16 protein-coding genes are annotated in these 19044 nt (G+C 49.8%); 4 read left to right on the forward strand and 12 right to left on the reverse strand.

What is annotated here, in order from left to right:
* Nucleotides 1–10 precede the first annotated feature (10 nt).
* The 5 genes from ACYVI1_RS07210 to ACYVI1_RS07230 form a co-directional block, all read right to left on the reverse strand.
* Nucleotides 11–346: a translation initiation factor gene (locus tag ACYVI1_RS07210; protein WP_460908280.1), complete on the reverse strand. Its 336-nt coding sequence runs from the start codon at nucleotides 344–346 to the stop codon at nucleotides 11–13.
* Between the two features lie 114 nt (nucleotides 347–460).
* Nucleotides 461–1243 carry a LytR/AlgR family response regulator transcription factor gene (locus ACYVI1_RS07215; RefSeq protein ID WP_460908282.1) on the reverse strand — a complete coding sequence of 261 codons (783 nt, stop codon included), beginning with the start codon at nucleotides 1241–1243 and terminating at the stop codon, nucleotides 461–463.
* Between the two features lie 16 nt (nucleotides 1244–1259).
* Nucleotides 1260–2735, reverse strand: coding sequence for a histidine kinase (locus ACYVI1_RS07220; RefSeq protein WP_460908284.1), 1476 nt, complete (start codon nucleotides 2733–2735; stop codon nucleotides 1260–1262).
* Between the two features lie 98 nt (nucleotides 2736–2833).
* A complete protein-coding gene (locus tag ACYVI1_RS07225) occupies nucleotides 2834–3487 on the reverse strand; it encodes a hypothetical protein (protein WP_460908286.1) in 654 nt (217 codons plus the stop codon).
* A 19-nt stretch (nucleotides 3488–3506) separates the two neighbouring features.
* The gene (locus ACYVI1_RS07230; protein ID WP_460908288.1) at nucleotides 3507–5696 is read right to left on the reverse strand and encodes a TonB-dependent receptor; all 2190 of its coding nucleotides are present in this window, start codon (nucleotides 5694–5696) and stop codon (nucleotides 3507–3509) included.
* A gap of 188 nt (nucleotides 5697–5884) precedes the next feature.
* Here ACYVI1_RS07230 and ACYVI1_RS07235 point away from each other — a divergent pair, with 188 nt between their 5' ends.
* Together ACYVI1_RS07235 and cmk are read left to right on the forward strand one after the other, a co-directional pair.
* Complete coding sequence (locus tag ACYVI1_RS07235) at nucleotides 5885–6454, forward strand: GNAT family N-acetyltransferase (protein WP_460908290.1); 570 nt, start codon at nucleotides 5885–5887, stop codon at nucleotides 6452–6454.
* A 78-nt stretch (nucleotides 6455–6532) separates the two neighbouring features.
* Nucleotides 6533–7255, forward strand: coding sequence for a (d)CMP kinase (gene cmk, locus ACYVI1_RS07240; protein ID WP_460908292.1), 723 nt, complete (start codon nucleotides 6533–6535; stop codon nucleotides 7253–7255).
* A gap of 11 nt (nucleotides 7256–7266) precedes the next feature.
* On the opposite strand, the gene ACYVI1_RS07245 is transcribed toward cmk, so the two are convergent.
* The 7 genes from ACYVI1_RS07245 to ACYVI1_RS07275 all read right to left on the reverse strand — a co-directional run bounded on the left by ACYVI1_RS07245 (nucleotide 7267) and on the right by ACYVI1_RS07275 (nucleotide 14452).
* Nucleotides 7267–10419: an efflux RND transporter permease subunit gene (locus tag ACYVI1_RS07245; RefSeq protein WP_460908294.1), complete on the reverse strand. Its 3153-nt coding sequence runs from the start codon at nucleotides 10417–10419 to the stop codon at nucleotides 7267–7269.
* Nucleotides 10416–11537 (reverse strand): efflux RND transporter periplasmic adaptor subunit, encoded by a 1122-nt coding sequence (locus ACYVI1_RS07250; RefSeq protein ID WP_460908297.1) that lies wholly within the window; start codon nucleotides 11535–11537, stop codon nucleotides 10416–10418. The genes ACYVI1_RS07245 and ACYVI1_RS07250 overlap by 4 nt, the downstream gene beginning before the upstream one ends.
* Nucleotides 11534–11875, reverse strand: coding sequence for a hypothetical protein (locus tag ACYVI1_RS07255; protein WP_460908299.1), 342 nt, complete (start codon nucleotides 11873–11875; stop codon nucleotides 11534–11536). The genes ACYVI1_RS07250 and ACYVI1_RS07255 overlap by 4 nt, the downstream gene beginning before the upstream one ends.
* Nucleotides 11876–11929: 54 nt before the next feature.
* Nucleotides 11930–12172 (reverse strand): helix-turn-helix domain-containing protein, encoded by a 243-nt coding sequence (locus ACYVI1_RS07260; protein ID WP_460908301.1) that lies wholly within the window; start codon nucleotides 12170–12172, stop codon nucleotides 11930–11932.
* Nucleotides 12172–12354 carry a helix-turn-helix domain-containing protein gene (locus ACYVI1_RS07265; protein ID WP_460908303.1) on the reverse strand — a complete coding sequence of 61 codons (183 nt, stop codon included), beginning with the start codon at nucleotides 12352–12354 and terminating at the stop codon, nucleotides 12172–12174. Before ACYVI1_RS07265 ends, ACYVI1_RS07260 begins: the two co-directional genes overlap by 1 nt.
* A 79-nt stretch (nucleotides 12355–12433) precedes the next feature.
* Nucleotides 12434–13726 carry a DUF4221 family protein gene (locus tag ACYVI1_RS07270; protein WP_460908305.1) on the reverse strand — a complete coding sequence of 431 codons (1293 nt, stop codon included), beginning with the start codon at nucleotides 13724–13726 and terminating at the stop codon, nucleotides 12434–12436.
* Nucleotides 13727–14170: 444 nt separating this feature from the next.
* The gene (locus tag ACYVI1_RS07275; RefSeq protein WP_460908307.1) at nucleotides 14171–14452 is read right to left on the reverse strand and encodes a helix-turn-helix transcriptional regulator; all 282 of its coding nucleotides are present in this window, start codon (nucleotides 14450–14452) and stop codon (nucleotides 14171–14173) included.
* 211 nt (nucleotides 14453–14663) lie between these two features.
* On the opposite strand from ACYVI1_RS07275, the gene ACYVI1_RS07280 reads away from it, so the two are divergent.
* Nucleotides 14664–17816 carry an efflux RND transporter permease subunit gene (locus tag ACYVI1_RS07280; protein WP_460908309.1) on the forward strand — a complete coding sequence of 1051 codons (3153 nt, stop codon included), beginning with the start codon at nucleotides 14664–14666 and terminating at the stop codon, nucleotides 17814–17816.
* A gap of 56 nt (nucleotides 17817–17872) precedes the next feature.
* Nucleotides 17873–18925: an NAD(P)/FAD-dependent oxidoreductase gene (locus tag ACYVI1_RS07285; RefSeq protein ID WP_460908311.1), complete on the forward strand. Its 1053-nt coding sequence runs from the start codon at nucleotides 17873–17875 to the stop codon at nucleotides 18923–18925.
* Nucleotides 18926–19044 lie beyond the last annotated feature (119 nt).

Below are 19044 nucleotides of genomic sequence, written 5' to 3' on the forward strand. Positions count from 1 at the left end.
GAACATGATTTTACCCGCCTGCTTTTTTGGCTGTATAGCCTTTACTGCTGAGCCACGTCAGCACTTTATCGCGGTGGTCGCCCTGGATCAGAATTTCACCATCTTTTGAGGAGCCGCCAGCGCCACAGGTCGTTTTCAGTTGTTTACCCAGGTCCGACAAATCGGCATCAGTACCGATAAACCCGCGCACCGCAGTCACGACTTTGTTACCACCTAACTTGACAAGCCAGACTTTAATATGCTGCTGGGCCGGTGGCAGCGTTTGCGCTTCCGGTTGCTCGTCGGACTGGTAATTGAAATCGGGGTTGGTGGAGTAAATAATGCCGGTTCGGGTTTTCTTGCTCATGATAGGGCAGGTTTGGGGCAAAAATAACCTTATTTGCCGAATCAGCGGATAGTCTTCCACCCTGTAACTCATAACTTGAATTAAGTTATGAGTGGATTAAGGCCAGCTCCTAAACTACAAGTCGAGCAGTTGGCGGACGGCATCGCCATAGGTACTGCCGCTGGTGAGTTTTGTGCCTTTTTTGTCGCTCAGGGCCAGCATAAATTTGCCATCGAAGTGCTTGTGGACTTCGGCAACTTTATGCCGGTTAACCATCACAGACCGGCTTACGCGCACGAACGTGTCGGGCAGTTTTTCGTCAAGCGTTGTCAGGGTATACGTCGTCAGAAACTTCTGCCCGTCCAGGGTTGCCAAAAACACGTATTTGTCTTCAGCTTCAAAATAGGCAATATCGGTGAGGGGGATTAACCGGATTTTTTCGCCCGTTTTGACCGAGATCGAATAGATTTCTTTCTTCGGCTGCATCTGCGCCAGCAAGCGCATTACATTGTCGGTCATGGGGTTGCTGGCTATTTGTGTCGACTCACTCTTTGCCACTAACGCACTTATTTTCAACGCGGTGCGGGCCAGCCGCTCGGCCTCGATAGGCTTTAATAAATAGTCCACTGAATTTTCGTCAAACGCCCGGATGGCGTATTGGTCGAAAGCCGTTGCAAACACAACCAAGGGCATGGCCGTTAGCCTCGAAAGCATCTCGAAGCCGTTGAGCAGGGGCATTTCGATGTCTAAGAAAATCACGTCGGGCCGTTGGGCTTCGATAAGCGATAGTCCTTCGGCCCCGTTGGCTGCGTCGCCCACAACCTCAAATACATCGCGGTGTTTATCCAGCAGTCGACGCAGGCGATTGACCGCCAGGGCTTCGTCGTCGATGAGTATGGTTCTTAGCGGGAGTGTCATAAGGCGGGCGGTGAGGTTAAGCATTAGGTATTAAAACGGCCTGATCGCCCCGAATTTTGGTCATCAGAATGGAGATCAACACCTGCTTGAGGGGCCAGTTCTGCAGTTCGACACGAGCATCATCGCCGTATAGCAGCTTCAGTTTATCCTGAATACTACGCAGGCCATAGCCTCCGCTCATATCGTCGGGAAAAGCCGGGCCATTGTCGTGGACGCACAGATGCAATTCGCTGGTTTTCTCGTAAATCCTAACGTCGATTCGCCCCGCATCAGCGCGTTTGGCAATGCCGTGCTTGATGGCGTTTTCGACAATGGGCTGTAGCAGAAATTGCGGTAACTTCAGTTCATTTAAGGCTGGATCGGAGACCTCAACGCTGAACGTGAGCCGATTGCCGAATCGCACCTGCTCCACCTGCAGGTAGGTTCTGACCATCTCTAACTCGTCGGCTAAGGTGGCAAAAAGTTCGCCATCGCGCCCGGTCGAATACCGGAAAAGTTTCGACAGTAAAAGCGTCATTTCTTCGGCTTTGTCGGGATTTTCGTGTACCAGACTGGCAATGCTGTTGAGGGCGTTATAGAGAAAGTGCGGGTTGATTTTGGCCTGTAACGCATCTAACTCAGCCCGTGTTTTCATCTTTTCTAAATTCAGTAGCTTGAACTCCTGCTCGGAGAGCTTTCGGGTTAGCTGACGCCCCTGCTGAAGAACATACAGGAACATATTCGCAATCAGCAGGTCGCCAAACACATAAATATACCAGGGTGCAGTTTTCTCAATACCACCCGGTCGCTTCATTAATTCGTCAATAAACGGCTTGCCTAAAGTCAGGTACATAGCTGTATTGACAATAAAAAAACTAAGTACCACTGCTATACTAATGAGTACATGGCGCTTCCAGATAGCCTGAAACTGGTGACTCAGCCAACCCGATAGGGCCCATGTTATCAGGAAGACAGTGGCTCCGTCGGCAATATTCTGGGCAATAAGAAAGCGATACAGCCCGGCCATAAGCGGGTCTTTGGCTACCCAAATCAGATGCGAGAAATAAATGACTGCGTTGCAGCCATAAATTAGTAGTGCACCCAGTGCCATGCCAATCAGTGTGCCCCAGCCCGGCTTTTGCAGAACGGTAGTCAGGGTGATCGGCTCGGCGGGCAATTTGGTTTCATCAGGATACTTTGTCCGGCCCGAAAAACTAAAGGTCGCTCCTTCTACATTGGCGCCCGTTAAATTTACCCCTTCCAGTGAACTGAAATTCAGGTTCGCTTCATAGAGGTCGGCGTCGGTAAAATCGGCCCCGGTGAGCGACGAAAAACTCAGGTCAGCATTCCGCAGGATAGCCCCCCGAAAGTTGGCACGGGTCAGGTTGGAGAAACTCAAATCGGCTCCGGTCAGGTCGAGGCCGCTGAAATCGAATCCAGCCAGGTCAGACGCCTGCATTTTGATGCGACGGCCATTTTTGCCGATAGTGCCGATGAGTTGGTCGCGGGTCATTCGTTCGTTTTCTGTTTACAATTTTCCGTTTGCAGTTTTCTATTCGCAGTTATTCGGATAGCGAACCAACTGCAAACGGAAAACTGCAAACAGAAAACTTATTTACACTTGGCCAGCATGGGTTCAATCTGCTCTTTGCCCCACATCGGCGACAGATCGCTGGCTGGTTTAAAAGTAGTAAATTTTTCGGTCGCCTGTTTCAGCACCGGGCAGGCCGTGGCGGGGCCACCGCCGAATTGCTCCGGTGTGTACATCAGTGAGGTGCCTTCGAGCACATAAATGCGTGGATTGTTGGCGTTCAGACCCTTCGCCTTTTCCAGACCGGCCTGAAACAGGGGGCCGTACTGCTGCCAGCGATTCATGGGGTCAACCACCATGCGCGACTGAGCAATGTAGGCGCGTAAAATAGCCAGTTCGTCGTTGTCGGACGTAATAGCTTCGGCAGCTTTCAGGTTGACGTCGGCCTGGTCGAGGAATTTGTCTTTGGCGGCTTCGTCTTTACCCAAAAAGCCTAAATACACGTACATCAGACCGGCATAGTAGCGGGGCAGCCACTCTTTCGCTTCGGCACTGGCAATGCGTTCGAACTGGTTGGCTACGGACTGAAGGTCGGCAAGGGGCGTTTTTTCGCTCTGGGTTTTCATGGTGCCGATAGCCGCCGTCATGGCCTGCTTGTACTGCTCCGACTGCTGCGCCAGAACCGGGCTGTTGAGGGCAAGGGCTGCGATGATGAGAATCAGAAGGGTTTTCATGGAAATTTGTTTGGTTTAATTAGACATCATTAACATTCACTTTGGCTTTCTTCGAGAGCATAATCAGGCCACCGACAAAGAAATTTCGGTATGATTGCGGCCCAACAGCGTAGCGCGTCTTGCCGTCCGGCGTGTACCGATACGTAAACACGTTTTGGGTGTTCAGGATGTTATCCACCGATGCGTAAATTACTACTAAATTTTTCCTGATGCTCGTGATGTGGCTGGCCGAAAAACTTAGGTTGTTGACAACGGGCGTCTGGTCGGCAAGGAAACCCTCGTTCGGTCGGGTTGCCGCACCACCGTCGCCACGGTTAGGATTATAGTAGGGGCGACCGCTGCTGATGGTATAGGTCAGGCCCATACTCGTGCTGATTTTCTCGAAATACCGCTTCGTAATCAAACTCACATTATGGTTCGAGATAAAGGTTGGTGTCGCCTTCACGGCATACTGCTGAAACAACCGCTTCGTATCGACATAGCTGTAGGTAATCCAGTAGTCGAGTCCTTTCACGGTTTTCTGGTCGCGCCAGAACACATCGAATCCCTGCGCGTAGCCATTCCCGTTATTGTCGGTACGCCCCCACGGGAAACGGTAGGGATTCGCGTCGTAGGGTTGGTCGGTGAACTCGCGAATTAATTGGGCATAATTTTTATAGAAAGTCTCGACCCGGAACGTGCGCTTGTTTTTGATGATCTGGTAATTCAGAATCAGATGGTCGGCCCGTTCGTAATTCAACGAAGTGTTGCGATACAGGTAGCGATAGTCGGGGGTTTGGTAGAACTGTCCATAGGCCAGCGACACCTGACTGTAGGCTCCCGTTTTGTAGGCCATCGAGAGCCGGGGGGCCAGGTTGAACCGGCGAATTACCGACGAATACTCACCCCGCAGACCCACCTGCACGGCCAGATTCCGGCTGGCATAAATCTGGGCTTCAGCGAACACCGCCCCATAGTTGTCATGTAGGGAATACGCCGTACCCAGCGCATTATTTTTCAATGAAATGACATGAGCCTCACCACCAAACAGCAGCGAATTGCCTCCGAATAAGCGAGTTAACACAGCCCGGCCCTGCGCCCGCTCACTCGACCGCCCGAAGTCAAGCGCGTCGTAGGTGGTGGCATCGGTGTCGTAGCTGTACGAAAGCCCTGAATTCAGCAGCCAGCGGCCATCCGCCCAGCTATCGGAATAGGTGCTGGTCGTGAAAAAGTTGCGGTTATGTTGTTTAAGCGCGGTGAGATTGTTTTCGCTGCCGGGGTCGCGGAAGTTCATGCCGAGGTGACTGTCTGAATACATGCCATAAAACTTCAGCATCCCGGTTTTGCTGGGCTGGTACCGATACGTGAGCGACGAACCCGCAAAGACAGGTTCCTGCGTCCAGTCGATGGTTTGCTTAACCAGCGCAAAAAGTGGTTTCAGATTGCCGTAATAAGCGGTTGCCGAAACGGATGATTTCTCGGTAGCATGGTCGTAGTTAAGGCCCGTGCTGGCTAAGTTGATACTTACGCCAAGGCCTTCGTTCTGCGTTTTGTCGGTCGTGTTCAGCAACAATACGCTCGATAATGCCTGGCCATACTGTGCCGAGTACCCGCCCGTGCTGAACGACGTTCCTTTGAACATGAAGGGCTGAAACCGCCCCCGCGACTGCACGTCGGGCAGCGAACTGAAATACGGATTTTGAACAATCATGCCGTCAATGACCACTTTAGCTTCGGCGTTGGACCCACCCCGAACAAACAAGCCTTCCTGTTCGCCAACGCGCTGAGTGCCGGGCAGCAGGTTCATAACGGCGGTGATGTCGGCCCCGGCCCCGGCGGTTGTGACAATGTCCATGGGTTTGAGCATGGTCATCCGCTTCTCATCGGAGGCTTCAAACGACCCGGCTGTAATCACAACGGTGTTGAGTTCGCTGGCTGCTTCGGTTAGACGTATGCTGAATGGAGTTGTTTGCCCGATGGTAACTTTTTGGGTGAATGGCTCGTAGCCAATATACGAAACGATAAGCGTGGCGGTGTCCTTGCGGGTAGACGTGAAGCGGAAAGCCCCGGTGCTGTCGGTATTGGCGCCGTCGTAGGTGCCCCGCAGAAACACGTTGGCGCCCGGCAGGGACTTGCCTTTTTGGTCGGTTACGCGGCCACTCAATGTGGTTTGCGCCGAAGCGGCAAGTGTTGTGAAAACAAAGGTGAGGAAGAAGTAAATTGGTTTCATGGCGTTCCGGCGGTCTGGCGATTCGGTTGCTGACTGGATGCCCAAAACTACTGTGCCCAACGACTGGCGGCCCGCTTTTTCTGACGAAAGGCAAGAAGTGAGGAGTGAAGTAGGGCAAGAGCCGGATAAATTTGGGCTAACATTTGGATTCATACATTGTTAGTGACGTAATTAACTCGCTGCTTCCCTTGACGACAACCTTGATCACCTTTCCGCTTACTACCGGTCAACTACGTCCCTGGCGCGAGGGCGATGAGGAATCACTGGTACGCCATGCCAGCAACCGGCGAATCTGGGATAATGTCCGCGACTTTTTCCCACACCCCTACACCCCTCGCGATGCTCAGTCGTGGGTGCGCTCGAATAAATCCTACCAGCAGCCCAACAATTTAGCCGTTGAGGTCGACCGGCAGGCGGTAGGTAATATTGGCTTCACCGTAAAAGATGATATTTATCGCTACAATGCTGAAATTGGCTACTGGCTCGGTGAGGCCTATTGGGGGCGGGGTCTTATGACCGAGGCCTTGCCAATTATGACGGAATATATCTTTAAAAATTTTCAGGTAAACCGCATTTTTGCCTGTGTTCTGGAAGGTAACATTGGGTCAATGAGGGTCCTCGAACGGGCGGGTTATCAGCACGAAGCCGTTCATCGAAAAGCAGCCGTTAAAAACAACGCGTATTTAGACGAGCATATTTTTGCCATTCTCCGGTCTGAACATCGCGGGCATTCATTCGTTAATCCTGATGACTACTAACAGTGGCGATTAAGTTGATTATCCTCCGTTTTTATGGTTATTTTGCTCAAATCTTCCCGCTTCGGCGGACGTTTATTCATGCCGAGGATCGTGATTGCCATTGATGGCTATTCCAGTTGTGGAAAGAGTACAACAGCTAAAGCCGTAGCCGCCCGAATGGGGTATGGGTACATCGACACCGGGGCTATGTACCGCGCAGTTAGTTTGTTTTTTATTCAGGAGCGCGTTTCGCTGTTCAGTAACCGGGAGGTTGTCAGTGCCTTAGAGAAAATCCACATCACGTTCAATCATAATCCCCGCACCGGCAAGAACGAAACCTGCCTCAATGGCCTGAATGTAGAGGAGGAAATCCGTAAAATGTATATTTCCAACATCGTCAGCGAGGTAAGCGCCATTCCCGAAGTGCGCTGGGCACTGGTGGCGCAGCAGCAGAAAATGGGCCGCCGACGCGGGGTTGTGATGGATGGCCGCGATATTGGTACGAAGGTGTTCCCCGATGCTGAGGTGAAAGTATTCATGACCGCCGACACCTATACCCGTGCCCGACGCCGACAGCAGGAACTGCTGGCAAAGGGAGAAATGATCAACCTGGAAGACATCGTTCAGAATCTCGAAAAGCGCGACCGTATTGATACCACCCGCGCCGAAAGTCCACTCGTACAGGCGCCCGATGCTACCCTGCTCGACACCTCCCACATGACCATTGAGGAGCAGGTCGACTGGGTTATCGAACAGGCCGACCGGCGGCTGGCTGAACTGCACCGGGAAAGAGGTAAGGGGAAAATTAAGAATGGAGGTTGAAAGTCAGTAGATTATGAGCCAGATGAATTTGCTTTAGGGCGGGCCATCCACCAGTAGAGTAGTGGAATTACGGTCCAGGATACCAACACCCCAGCACACATACCGCCGATCACTGATAAGGCCAGGGGGCGTTGCAATTCCGACCCTAATCCGCCACTGAACAACACGGGTAATAGCCCTAACACGGTTGTCAGGAATGTCATCACCTGCGATTTCAGCCGCCGTTGCCCTGCTGACCGGATTGCGTCCATCAACGGCATGGAATCTATACCGCGATTCATAGTATCAATTTTCAGAATGGAATCATTGTCTAATAGGCCAATTAGAACGACCATGCCAATGGCGGATAATACATTCAAACTTTCGCCCGCCAGATAAAGCGACCAGATTGCACCCGCCAAGCCCAGCAGGATAATTAACAGCACAATAAGCGGTTGTTGGATGGATTCAAATTGGGCTGTCAGAATGCAGAACAGCAACAAAATAGCAACGGCCACAATCGCCAGAAGTTCAGTCAGGTAGGTCTGATCACGAAAGTAGCGGCCCGACCACCCAGCCAAAACCCCCGTTTCCTGGTGCAACAAGCTGTCTGCCTGATGCTGTACTATTTTTGTATTGGGGCTGTCAACTCCGAAATCAACGGGTACGTAAGCACCTTCTTTATCAGCGTAGAATAGCTTATAATCGCTTTGGGGCGTTACGACGATCAGGTTTAGCAGTGGTATCGGTTGCTTTTGCCGATTAGATACGAATGACTGTTTCCAGTTTGTACCAGCGTTAAGCTTGTCTGGTATCGAAAGCACCAACGGAATAAAATGCTGCTCGCTTTGCAGATTTGTGACCTGATTGTTGTTGAATACGGTTTTTAGCGTTTGTATGACGGTAGTTTCATCAACATCATAGAGCAATAGTCTGTCGGCTCTCAACCGCACAACCAATTGATTTTGTTGCCCGGTGGAGTTTGTTGCTACGTTAGAGGTGCGACTTTCCGAGTAGGCTAATTGACTGGCTATGCGGTCGGCCATCGTTAGGTCGATAGGTTGCTGGCCCTGCGTATTATAGATTTTTAGCCGAAGCGCCGGTTCTGTGGTGTTAAATAGTTGCTCAAACACGTTTCGGGCCGGACGAACAGCAACGACTGCGTCGGGATACTGCTGTTTCAGTTGGTTAATTAATTGAGCCGACAGGCCCCGGTACGCCTGTTCCGAATTGGTTTGTAGACTCAAAAGGGTTTCATTCTCGCTTTGCTGAAGTTGGCGATTTAAGAGAAATTGCTGTTGCCCCACAAACGCACTGACGTACTCAGGAGCGGTTTGTAACTGACGAATAAGTCGTTGGGTTCGGCGGCCATTTTCGGCAACGGTCACGGGTTCGTTCCAGTCGATAAATACTTCCAGTTCGGTTCGGCTGATGTTGGGCATCCCCTGCTTCTCAAGGCGAAGGGCCATCCAGACCGCTCCACCCAGCAAAATAATCAAACTAACCAGCAAGGCCCATTTGAACCGAAATGCCGCCGAAAATGTCGCCTGATACCCCACGTCTAACCACCTCATAAACCGAGTAGGTATCTGAACAGCCTTCGGGCCTGTTTCCCGTCGATACAGCAGATAATACAGCACCGGTATAAGTGTGTAGGAACAGACCAGCGATGTGCCCAGCGCGAGCGATACCGACACCGCCTGATCGAAGAACAACGCCCCGGCCAGGCCACTCAGCAGCAGGAGCGGCAGAAACACCGCTGAGTTGGTTAGCACCGACGTGAACAGGGGACGAATAACTTCTTCGGTGCCCAACACACAGCTTTCTTCGACAGGTAGGCCAGCTTCCCGCTTCTCCTCAATGTTTTCCAGAATGATAATAGCGCTATCCACAATCTCGCCCATGCCCAGCACTAACCCGGCCAGCGACACGATATTGATGGATAACCCCAGCAGATAGAAACCTAAGAACGTAACGGCAATCGAAACCGGAATCACCAGGCCGATTAATAACGGCATACGACGGTCGCGCATAAAAAAGAAAATCATCACGAACGTGAGCAGCGCACCCGTCAGCAGGTTGCTGATGAGGTTGTTAATGGATAAATCGAGTAATTCGGTTAGATCCTGACTAAGGGCAAACTGAACCTGTGGGTAATCGTTCCTGAATTGAGCCTGTAATTTGGCTAATTCTTCACGCAGGTGTAGCAGTTGGGCATCGCTCTGCTTGACGATAGCTAAACAGACGGCTCTCTTGCCATTAAACGTATAGGCACCCGTGAGTGGCCGTTCGCGCAGGGAAACCGTTGCCACTTCACGCAGGGCAATCAGCCGGCGGGGCGATTCGGAGCGCGTTTCCTGAGCGGTCAGCACGTTGTCGGCGAAATACGCGACCCGTGGGTCGTTCTGAGCCGCTCCCGTTTGCGATGCAGCCGACCCGCCAACGCTAAAATATAGTTGTTCAACGTCCTGCGGAGTTTTCAGCACCGACGAAAAGCGGATGTTGTACTGATACGGCCCTTCCCGAACGCTGAAATTGCCCGGCTGAAGGTTCGCCTGCTTCAGCACATCGGCCAACTGCTGCGCGGTCAGGCCCAGGCTTGCCAGCTTGCCCGGATTGACCTGTACAACCGCTTCGGGTTGCGCCAGACCCGTTGCATCCACTAAGGCCACGTCGGGCAGTTGCTCGATGCGCCGTTTCAGTACGTTCTCGCAAAACTCACTCAGGGCCAGAAAATCCTCCCGGTAGTTTGGGCCGGGCATCACGTTCAGATTGAAAACCGGAATGTCGCCCGCTCCGGCTTTGATGACCTTTGGCCGCTCCAGGTCGCGGGGTAACTGTCCCAGAATACCGTCGATTTTCTCATTTGTCTCTAAATACGCCAGCCGGATATTGGTGCCGTAGTCGAAACGGAGCGTTAGAACGGCCAGGCCGTTTTGGGTGACTGACTCGATGCCATCTAAATGATTGACCTGCAAAAGCTGGTTGCGGAGCGGTTGCTCGATGGTTCGCTGCAACTCCCGCGCCGAAGCGGTGGGGTAGCTCACCTGCACCGTGATTTCCGGCACGGGAATGTCGGGCAGGAGCGAGACGGGTAACTGCCGGAAAGCCAGCACTCCCAGCAAGGCCAGTGACAGCGTGACGACACAAACGGCAATGGGGCGGTGGAGGAGGTAGCGGGTCATGGACGTTGAACAGTCACCGGCGCATCGTGCCCCAGGTTGAGGTTGCCTGAAACAATCACGCGGTCGCCGGGTTTTAGTCCCTCGCTAATGGCGACTTCGGTATCATTTTCGTGGGCAATGGTCACATAATTCCATTTGGCCCGGTCCCGACGGGGAACCGCTGGATTGGCTTTCCCGGCCTCAACCGTGAAAACCACTTTACGGCCCGACCGCTCGACCACTGCCGATTTGGGGACAATTAACTGATTGGCTAACCGCCGTTCTATACTGATACGGGCGTTCATTCCTTCAAATAATCGGCTATCTGGCTGAGTGATACGGGCCTTGGCCAGGACCAACCCCTGCGCATTCACAAACGGATTTATCTCCGAAACCTGGCCCGTATAGCTACGACCGGGCAGGGCTACAGGCATAATTTGCACGGGCATACCAACCTGCACCGCAACCAGTTCGCTTTCCAGCACCGAAAACTCAACGACTAACCCTACCCGGCTTAGCAGCGTGCAGAAGGGTTCGTAGGACGTGATGAAATTATACGGTTTGGCGGTCAGGTTGGCTACCATACCCGCGTAAGGTGCCCGCAGGGTGGAATACTCCAACTGCTGGCGGGCCTGGGCTATAGCAGTTTGGGCTTTGTAATAGCCGCTTTTAGTGAGCACAAAAGCACGGGCGTTGGGTTTAATGCTTGTTGTATCGAGTTCGGTGCCGCCATATTCGGCAAGTAAGGCGCGTAGTTGAACGCGACTCTCGGCTAATTGGTCCTGCGCCTGCCGGAGAGCTAATCGCTGGTCGCGGTCATCTAAGCGGGCCATCAGCTGCCCCACCGAAACGGTTGACCCATTATGAACCAGAACCTGATGGATAGTGCCGCCAATGCGGAAACTCAGTTTACTTTGAGCGGGTGTTCGGATTAGACCGGTGGCGGCAGAGATGAGGGCGAAAGTACCAACGTGAACGGACTGGCAAACGACGATTGGGTTATTAGCCGCAACGGGTTTATTCAAACCGGTGCTATCGGCTTGCCCGGCTGTGGAAGCTGTGGGCTGGCAGTTGGTTAGTAGGCCAGCCAACAACAAACCAAACATGCTTACGAAGCCTTCCCATTTAAATTCACTCATGCGACTACGGCCAAAACGCCATGGTATAAAAAATGCCGGATACGACTCATCACCGTATTGGCCAACTCCTCGTTGTTCATCTGGGACTGATAGGCCAGCACCTGGTCACAAACGGCGTTAATAACTGAAGCAATGCTGGCGGATTGTTCGAGCGCATCCAGAATCAGCATGTTGAGGGCGTCCAACAAATGCTCCCGAACCAAACCCTGATGCGGATAGATATACAAAAGCGTTTCGTAATACGACGGCTCTGTTTGCAGGTTATGGTCCAAATCACGACCCGCTTGCTGCCGCAAAACCGGTGTCTGACTGCGGAGTGCCCAAGTCCGCCCCAGCATCGGTAATAGATAGCAGGCCGACTCATCCACATGTAAAATGACGCGACCTTCCCCTCAGCTTTTTTTGAGTTCGGGTAATCGCTCGTCTCGCCATTGGGCAACCGCTCGCGTGTCTTGCTGACTAGCCCTGCGTTTCGGTAACTGCCTGCTCCAACCTACTCTTTTCAAAATCCGGCCTACTTGAGACGGGTCATAACTAACTCCGAATAATTTTTCAATAACCGTATTGACTCGCGGGCGGGTCCAAACGGCCCTGCTGAATCCGTGATGTCCGTCCCCTTTGTTAAGTTCACTCACTAACTGGGCCAGTTGTTCGGCCGATAAACGGGCGGGGCACCGGTTCGCTTGCCTTCTTGTAAGGCGGTTAGCCCTTGCTGATTGTATTTCTTCAGGGTTCGAGAGACCCAAGGTTGAGTGAGTCCAAAGGTCTGAGCGATGGCTGCCTGTTTGTTGCCAACCGGCCTGACTGAGTTCAACACAGCGTCGGCGAAGGGCTTCGTAATCGGATTATTTGCAGATTGCCACAGAAAGCAAAGGCAGCTTACATAACAAACTTACTCACTGACCAATAAAGTATTCATTGTTAAATTTGATTTTTATTGTAGTGAAAGTTAACTCGTTCTCACTTTTTAAAATTGGCACAAAAATTTTCCCCTCATAATAAAAGCTATTAAAGAAATGAGCCATTTTATAAGGCATTTCAGTTGTATATATTCTATTAAAATTAGAATCATAGATATTCAAAAAAACTTTCCGGACAGATGGGGTAGAGGTTTTCGCAGCAGAATTTTTTGGTTTGTCCATGCAAAATTGAAAAAACATATCTTTGTTTTGATCATTAATATGTATAACTTTTCCGTAAATAACGTCAGTATTTAGTGATGATAGTAATTTTTCTGGTTTATTGGAATCTTTCCAATTTAAAAAATCTATGTGCAGTTCGACTGGCCTTGATTTAGCGTTATATTGAGTAACTCTTTTTGATAAGTTGTCATAAGAGAATATTTCAGATGTTGCCGGAAAATTATACACAATCTTCTCCAGAACTCCATGTTTATTGATAAAAGTTATGTACGGGTCGTGTAAATAGCCAACATAATTAGTTTTTAAAACATTAGAATACTCAATGTTTAAAAGGGATGGTGTATTTTGTATTATATTAAATTTTCCTAACAATTTTGCGTTGGCAAAATATTCTTTGGATTCTTTACTTATACTCTTTTCATAGTAATAATTTCTTATATATACATCCTTTGTTGTATTATCGAAATAGAAACCATCGGGTTTGATTAAAGTAAATTGATTAAATATATAAAATTTCTCGTTGCGACTATCTTTTTCGTTCATTGGCCACTTGTGAATTATTAATCCATCTCTATTTAGAAGGTATAAAGAAAGACCATTTGAACTAAATACGAATATACTATCTAAACTTTGACAGTAAATCCCGTTTATCTCTCCAACTCCTTGAGGCCCTTCTTTACTTAATTTTGATACTTTTAAAACTTTTTTTGTACTAATATTAATAGTATTAATTGAGTGGCGAGTATGATCATAGCCTAAAAAAACAATATCTTTATTATGGGGTAAGAAATTGAAAACAGTATAGAAGGATAATATACTGTCTACTTCTATTGAAATAGAATCGATATGTATATTGACTTTCTCTAGTTTGTCAGTAGTATTAATTTCTGATAAATTGTTAGATTGATCCAGTTCTTTGTTACAAGCATACAATGTAAATATCAGTAAAAGTAGAAGTACAATATAGATTTTAGAATTCAATATAAAGTATATCAAGCGAAAATTTATCAACATTAACGTTGTAGGTATGGTTTTTTTAGAAATCATTGTGGACAAATTAAATTAATTACAAGAATTTGGATAAACACCTAACCTGTATGATATGTAAACAAGTATGCCTGGTAAACCTAAGCCTACCGGCATACTTTTCACAAAATCTTAATGGCAAGCACTTGTTTTATCACAAGGACCAGCTTTATCAGGTGTAGCACATTGCGATCCAACTGAAGGGCCTGGATCCATATACCAACAGTTATTGGTTGTATATCTTTTTGTTGCCTCGCTTGAGCCCCCACCTCCATCATCCCTATAGGCATAGGCTTCAGATCCAACTGATAAAGTTGAATGATCAAGGTGTAAATTGAAAAAACAGCCTGCACATATAAGCAGAGATGCGAGTAAGCGTTTTTTGTTTTTCATTATATTTTGTGATTTAAAATAAAGAACGCTACAAAGTTCAACCTTTTCTACCCTATGCCACAATGGATAACATTACCCATTTTTATGGGTAATGTTATCCATTGTGGCAAATAAAATCCTCCATTTTTCTAATTCTGGCTTGATTTTCAGGGCAAATTGCTGTAGCGCATGATAGCCCGTCAACGCAAATCGCTGGCGGATGTTCTCGCGGTGGCGGTTAATCGTCTTAGGGCTACGGTTAAGTCGCCCGGCAATTTGGAGGTTGGTCAATCCTTCCGAGCAGAGCCATAATACGTTGGCTTCGCAGGAGGTTAAGCATTGGCTGCAAATCGGGAAGCGGGTTGGAAAAAGCATGTGATTCGACGTAGAGCGTTGACATTATGGATTTATCTGCCAAGTATAATGAAAAATAATTTAGGTTGATACTTATGTATATAAATTTGTTGAAAACAGGAAGAAAACCCTGATTGGGTTTAGGCAAACTTGTTCATCAACCTGGTAAATAGTAACTCCGCCTTTAAATTTTCAAGGTTGAATCCATAGATTGATTACTCATTCACTCACGATGCTACCCCGTTCCTACCAGTTTCTGATTTTGTTTGCCGTGCTGTCGGTTATGGGTCTGGCCCTGCTGCCCCGGCTGTCGGTGCAACTGGCTCCTTCGCGTGCGGGGCACTCAATCACAGTCAGTTACGGCTGGCCGGGAGCCTCGCCCGAAGCCATCGAAAGGCAGGTGTCGGCCCGGCTGGAGGGGGCGTTCAGTACACTGGCCAACGTCAAAAAAGTCCGGTCGGTGTCGGGCTACAACCGGGGCTACGTTACGGTGGAAATTGATCGGTCGGCGGATGCCGATGCCCTGCGATTTGAACTGGCCGCGCTGGTTCGGCAGGTGTATCCGCAACTGCCGCGAGAGGTAGACTATCCGCAGATTAGCTTAGATACGCCCAATGAGGAGAGCCGCACCAAACCCTTGCTTACCCTGCAACTCAGCGGCCCCGTGTCAACCGCCGACCTGCAACGCTACGCCAATGAGCAGCTAAAACCCCGTCTGGCCGCAACGGAGGGCATTGGCAGTGTAGCCGTGTTTGGCGGCAGTCGCCCAGAGTGGGTACTGACCTACAACGCTGATGTTCTGGCTACATTACAACTCACTGAAAATGAACTCCGTAGTGCTGTGCAACGCTATTTTCAGCGCGAACCGCTGGGGCAGGTTATCTCAGTAGACGGCCAGAGTTTACGGGTTCGATTAGATAACACGCAGGCCAATCGGTCGGATTACTGGTCGCAGATTCCGGTTGTCAATCGGGCCGGTCGAATCATCTACCTAACCGACGTGGTTAGTGTTTCCCGGCAGGAGCCACCAGCCACCAACTTTTACCGCATCAACGGCAAAACAGCGGTTAACGTAGTCCTGACGGCTGCGGCCGGAGCGAATCAGCTAACGGTCGCCGGGCAACTGAACAAGCAGGTGGCCGAGCTGAAATTACCAACCGGCTACCGCTTAGATGTCGATTATGACGCGACGGTTTATATTCGGGAAAATCTGCGTAAGATCGGTATTCAGACGAGCGTCGCCATCGTGATTTTGCTGCTGTTTGTTGCCCTGACAACGCGCAACCTGCGTTATGTAGCCTTAATCACGATTAGTACCATCGTCACGCTGCTGTTATCGGTAGTGGTTTTTGTTTGGATGGGCGTTGAGATTCACCTCTATTCGTTAGCGGCCCTGACCACCTCGCTTGGCATTGTGATGGACAACGTTATTGTAATGATCGACCATTACCGCCGACACCGTGATCTGCGGGCCTTTACGGCTCTGCTGGGTGCTACGCTGACAACCTGTGCCGGGCTGATCGCTGTCTGGTTCCTGCCTGAAGAAAACCGCCAGGCATTGAGCGATTTTTCGGTCGTGATGGCCGTTACGCTGTTTATTTCCCTGTTGGTGGCGATGGTTTTCACCCCAGCCGTGATGGAGCAGTTTTGGCCCAAAGAGAAAACTGCTAAACAGGAGAGCGGAAATAAACAGGCAAAAAAAGCAAGGCGGAGTCTTTGGTGGGAACGGCTGTATGGGCATTCGCTCAGCGTATTGTTACGGTATCGGCGCTGGGCAATGCTGGGAGCTATGCTATTGTTTGGCCTGCCGGTATTTTGGTTGCCCAACAAGCTGGATACGAAAAATCCATTGGCTCCCTACTACAACGCTACGTTGGGTAGTGAGTGGTATGCCGAGAACTTGCAACCATACCTCAACAAGTGGTTGGGCGGAACGCTTCGGCTGTTTGTTAACTATGTGTATGAAGGGTCATACCAGCGTGAGCCCGAACGCACAGCCCTATACGTCACTGCCGAATTGCCTAACCAGAGCACACCCGAACAGATGGATGCCGTATTTCGGCGGTTTGAGTCGAGTTTAAGTCAGTACGGAGAAATTGACAAATTTATTACCCAGGTCAATAACGGGCAGGAAGGTAGTATGGTCGTTTACTTTAAGGAGCCGCACGACAAAGGCATGTTTCCGTACCAGTTAAAGAACCGGGCGATTCTGCTATCGACGGAAATGAGTGGCATCGACTGGGATATTTTCGGCGTTGGGCAGGGCTTCAGTCAGAGCCTGAATGACGAGGAATCGCCTACGTTCAATGTCGAAATGTTTGGCTATAACTACCGGCAGTTGGCGCAGCAGGCCAGCGTACTGAAACAACTGCTGGAAAAGCATCCGCGTATTCAGGACGTAAATATTAACCGCAACCCAAGCCTGTATCAGCGCAAGCGACTCTATGAATTCGTCTTGCAAACCGACCCTCAGCGACTGGCCCTACGCGGCATTGGCGCCACGCAACTATACGACCGGCTGGCCGACCTGAACGCCCGCCCTCAACCCGACCAGTATGCGTTTATCAATGGTGACTACGAACCCATTAAGCTAATTCCCTCCCAAAGCCGAACCGTAGACATCTGGCAACTGCAAAACCAACCGCTAACGGTTGGGTCGGCCTTAACTCAGGTGCGTGATGTTGGAACCGTTCTGCGGCAGCCGGTAACGCCGGAGATTCATAAAGAAGACCAGCAATACAAGCGATTGGTCAGTTTTGAGTATTTCGGTAGCTATAATTTTGGGGAGAAATTTCTGACCAAAACCCTGCATGAGTTAAGTGCTACGCTGCCGCTTGGCTACACCGCCAAAGCAGCCGAGAAGTTCTGGTTCGGCGCGGACGAGCGAACGCCCTATGAATTAATCGGGCTGATTGTTCTGCTGATTTATATCATCTGTGCCATAATTTTTGAGAGTTTGTGGCAACCACTGGCACTGATCGGGTTAATTCCACTGTCGTATACCGGTGTATTTTCAGCGTTCTATTGGACGGATAGCAATTTTGACCAGGGCGGCTATGCGTCCTTTCTTTTGCTGGCGGGCAATGTTGTTTGTGCGGGAATTTTTATCGTAGCCGAAATGAACCGGCTCAACAAGCGATACCCTACCCTGACCACTTTTGCTGGGTATCAAAAAGCATTCAGGCATAAAATTGGCCCGGTACTGCTAACTGTCTTATCAACGGTTGTAGGCATGGTTCCATTTCTGCTGTATGAACAGGAAGCGTTTTGGTACGCGCTGGGCATCGGTACAATTGGTGGTTTGTTAATGTCATTAATCGCAGTAGGTATATATTTACCGTTATTTCTTCTAATCAGTCAAAATAAATCCATTATCGAAGATTAGCCCATGAGAGATTTACGCTTCTTTTGCAACATTCTTTTTTTAAGTAATAGTCTCAATTGAAAGCTGATTTTCTGATTGTTGGGCAGGGGGTAGCGGGTTCCGTGCTGGCCTGGACCCTCGACCGGCGTGGCTGTTCGGTGCTGCTGGTTGATGACCCCGCCCTGCCGTCGGCCTCGGCGGTAGCGGCTGGTATTGTCAATCCGCTAACGGGCCGCAAATTGGTTCGCACCTGGAAAGCCAATGAACTGTTTCCCTTTCTGCATCAATTTTACAGCCACATCGAGCAGGAGCTTGGTGTTCAGTTTTTTCACCCCAAAACCATTTACCGACCGTTTCGGTCGACAGACGAACAGACTGCCTATTTGGCACTGTCAGCCGACCCGGATGTGCGTCAATATGTGAATAATTCGCCTGATGATCAGCACTATAGTGACTTTATTAACAATCCGTTCGGGGGGCTGGACGTGACGCAGGCCGGGTGGTTAGATTTAACGGAGTTCGTCCGAATTATTAAAGGCTATTTTATTAAAAAAAATCAATATTTCGAGGGTAAGGTTGAGCATAAAGACTTGACCATAACCAACGATAAGGTAATCTGGAAAGAAGTTGAGTTCGGGAAAGTTCTGTTTTGCGATGGGGCGATGGCCCGCGAGAATCCGTTATTTGACTGGCTTCCCTACAATCCCGTTAAAGGGCAGATTCTAACGGCGACCGTCGAGAATTATCCTATTTCCACTATAGTCAATCAGGGGCTGTTTATTTTACCTGTTCGGAAAGGAATCCTGAAAATCGGGGCAACCTATAGCTGGCATGAACTGGACTGGCAAACAACGGAGGATGCCCGACAGTTCTTAGAGACGAAAGTGGCCCAGTTGTTGAAAGTTCCCTATACGGTGGTGGCGCAGCAGGCGGGCATTCGGCCGTCCACTAAAGATCGAAGACCTTTTGTCGGCATACATCCCACACAACCCGTTGTGGGTATTTTTGGCGGGATGGGCACCAAAGGCGTGTCGCTGGCACCCTACCTGGCTGAGCAGTTTGCCCGGCACCTGCTGGATGGTGAAGATTTGGAACCCGAAGCGAATATTAGCCGGTATATTTCGTTATAGTAACACGAAATAATTTAGTGGAAGCCGGACAGCGATTGTTCGACTTTTGAGTGATATTCAGCAAAATTAATGCTATTGTGCCGCCATATCAGATTAGGATGGGCTGGTTACTTGTCTTG

Source organism: Spirosoma areae (genome assembly GCF_054781775.1).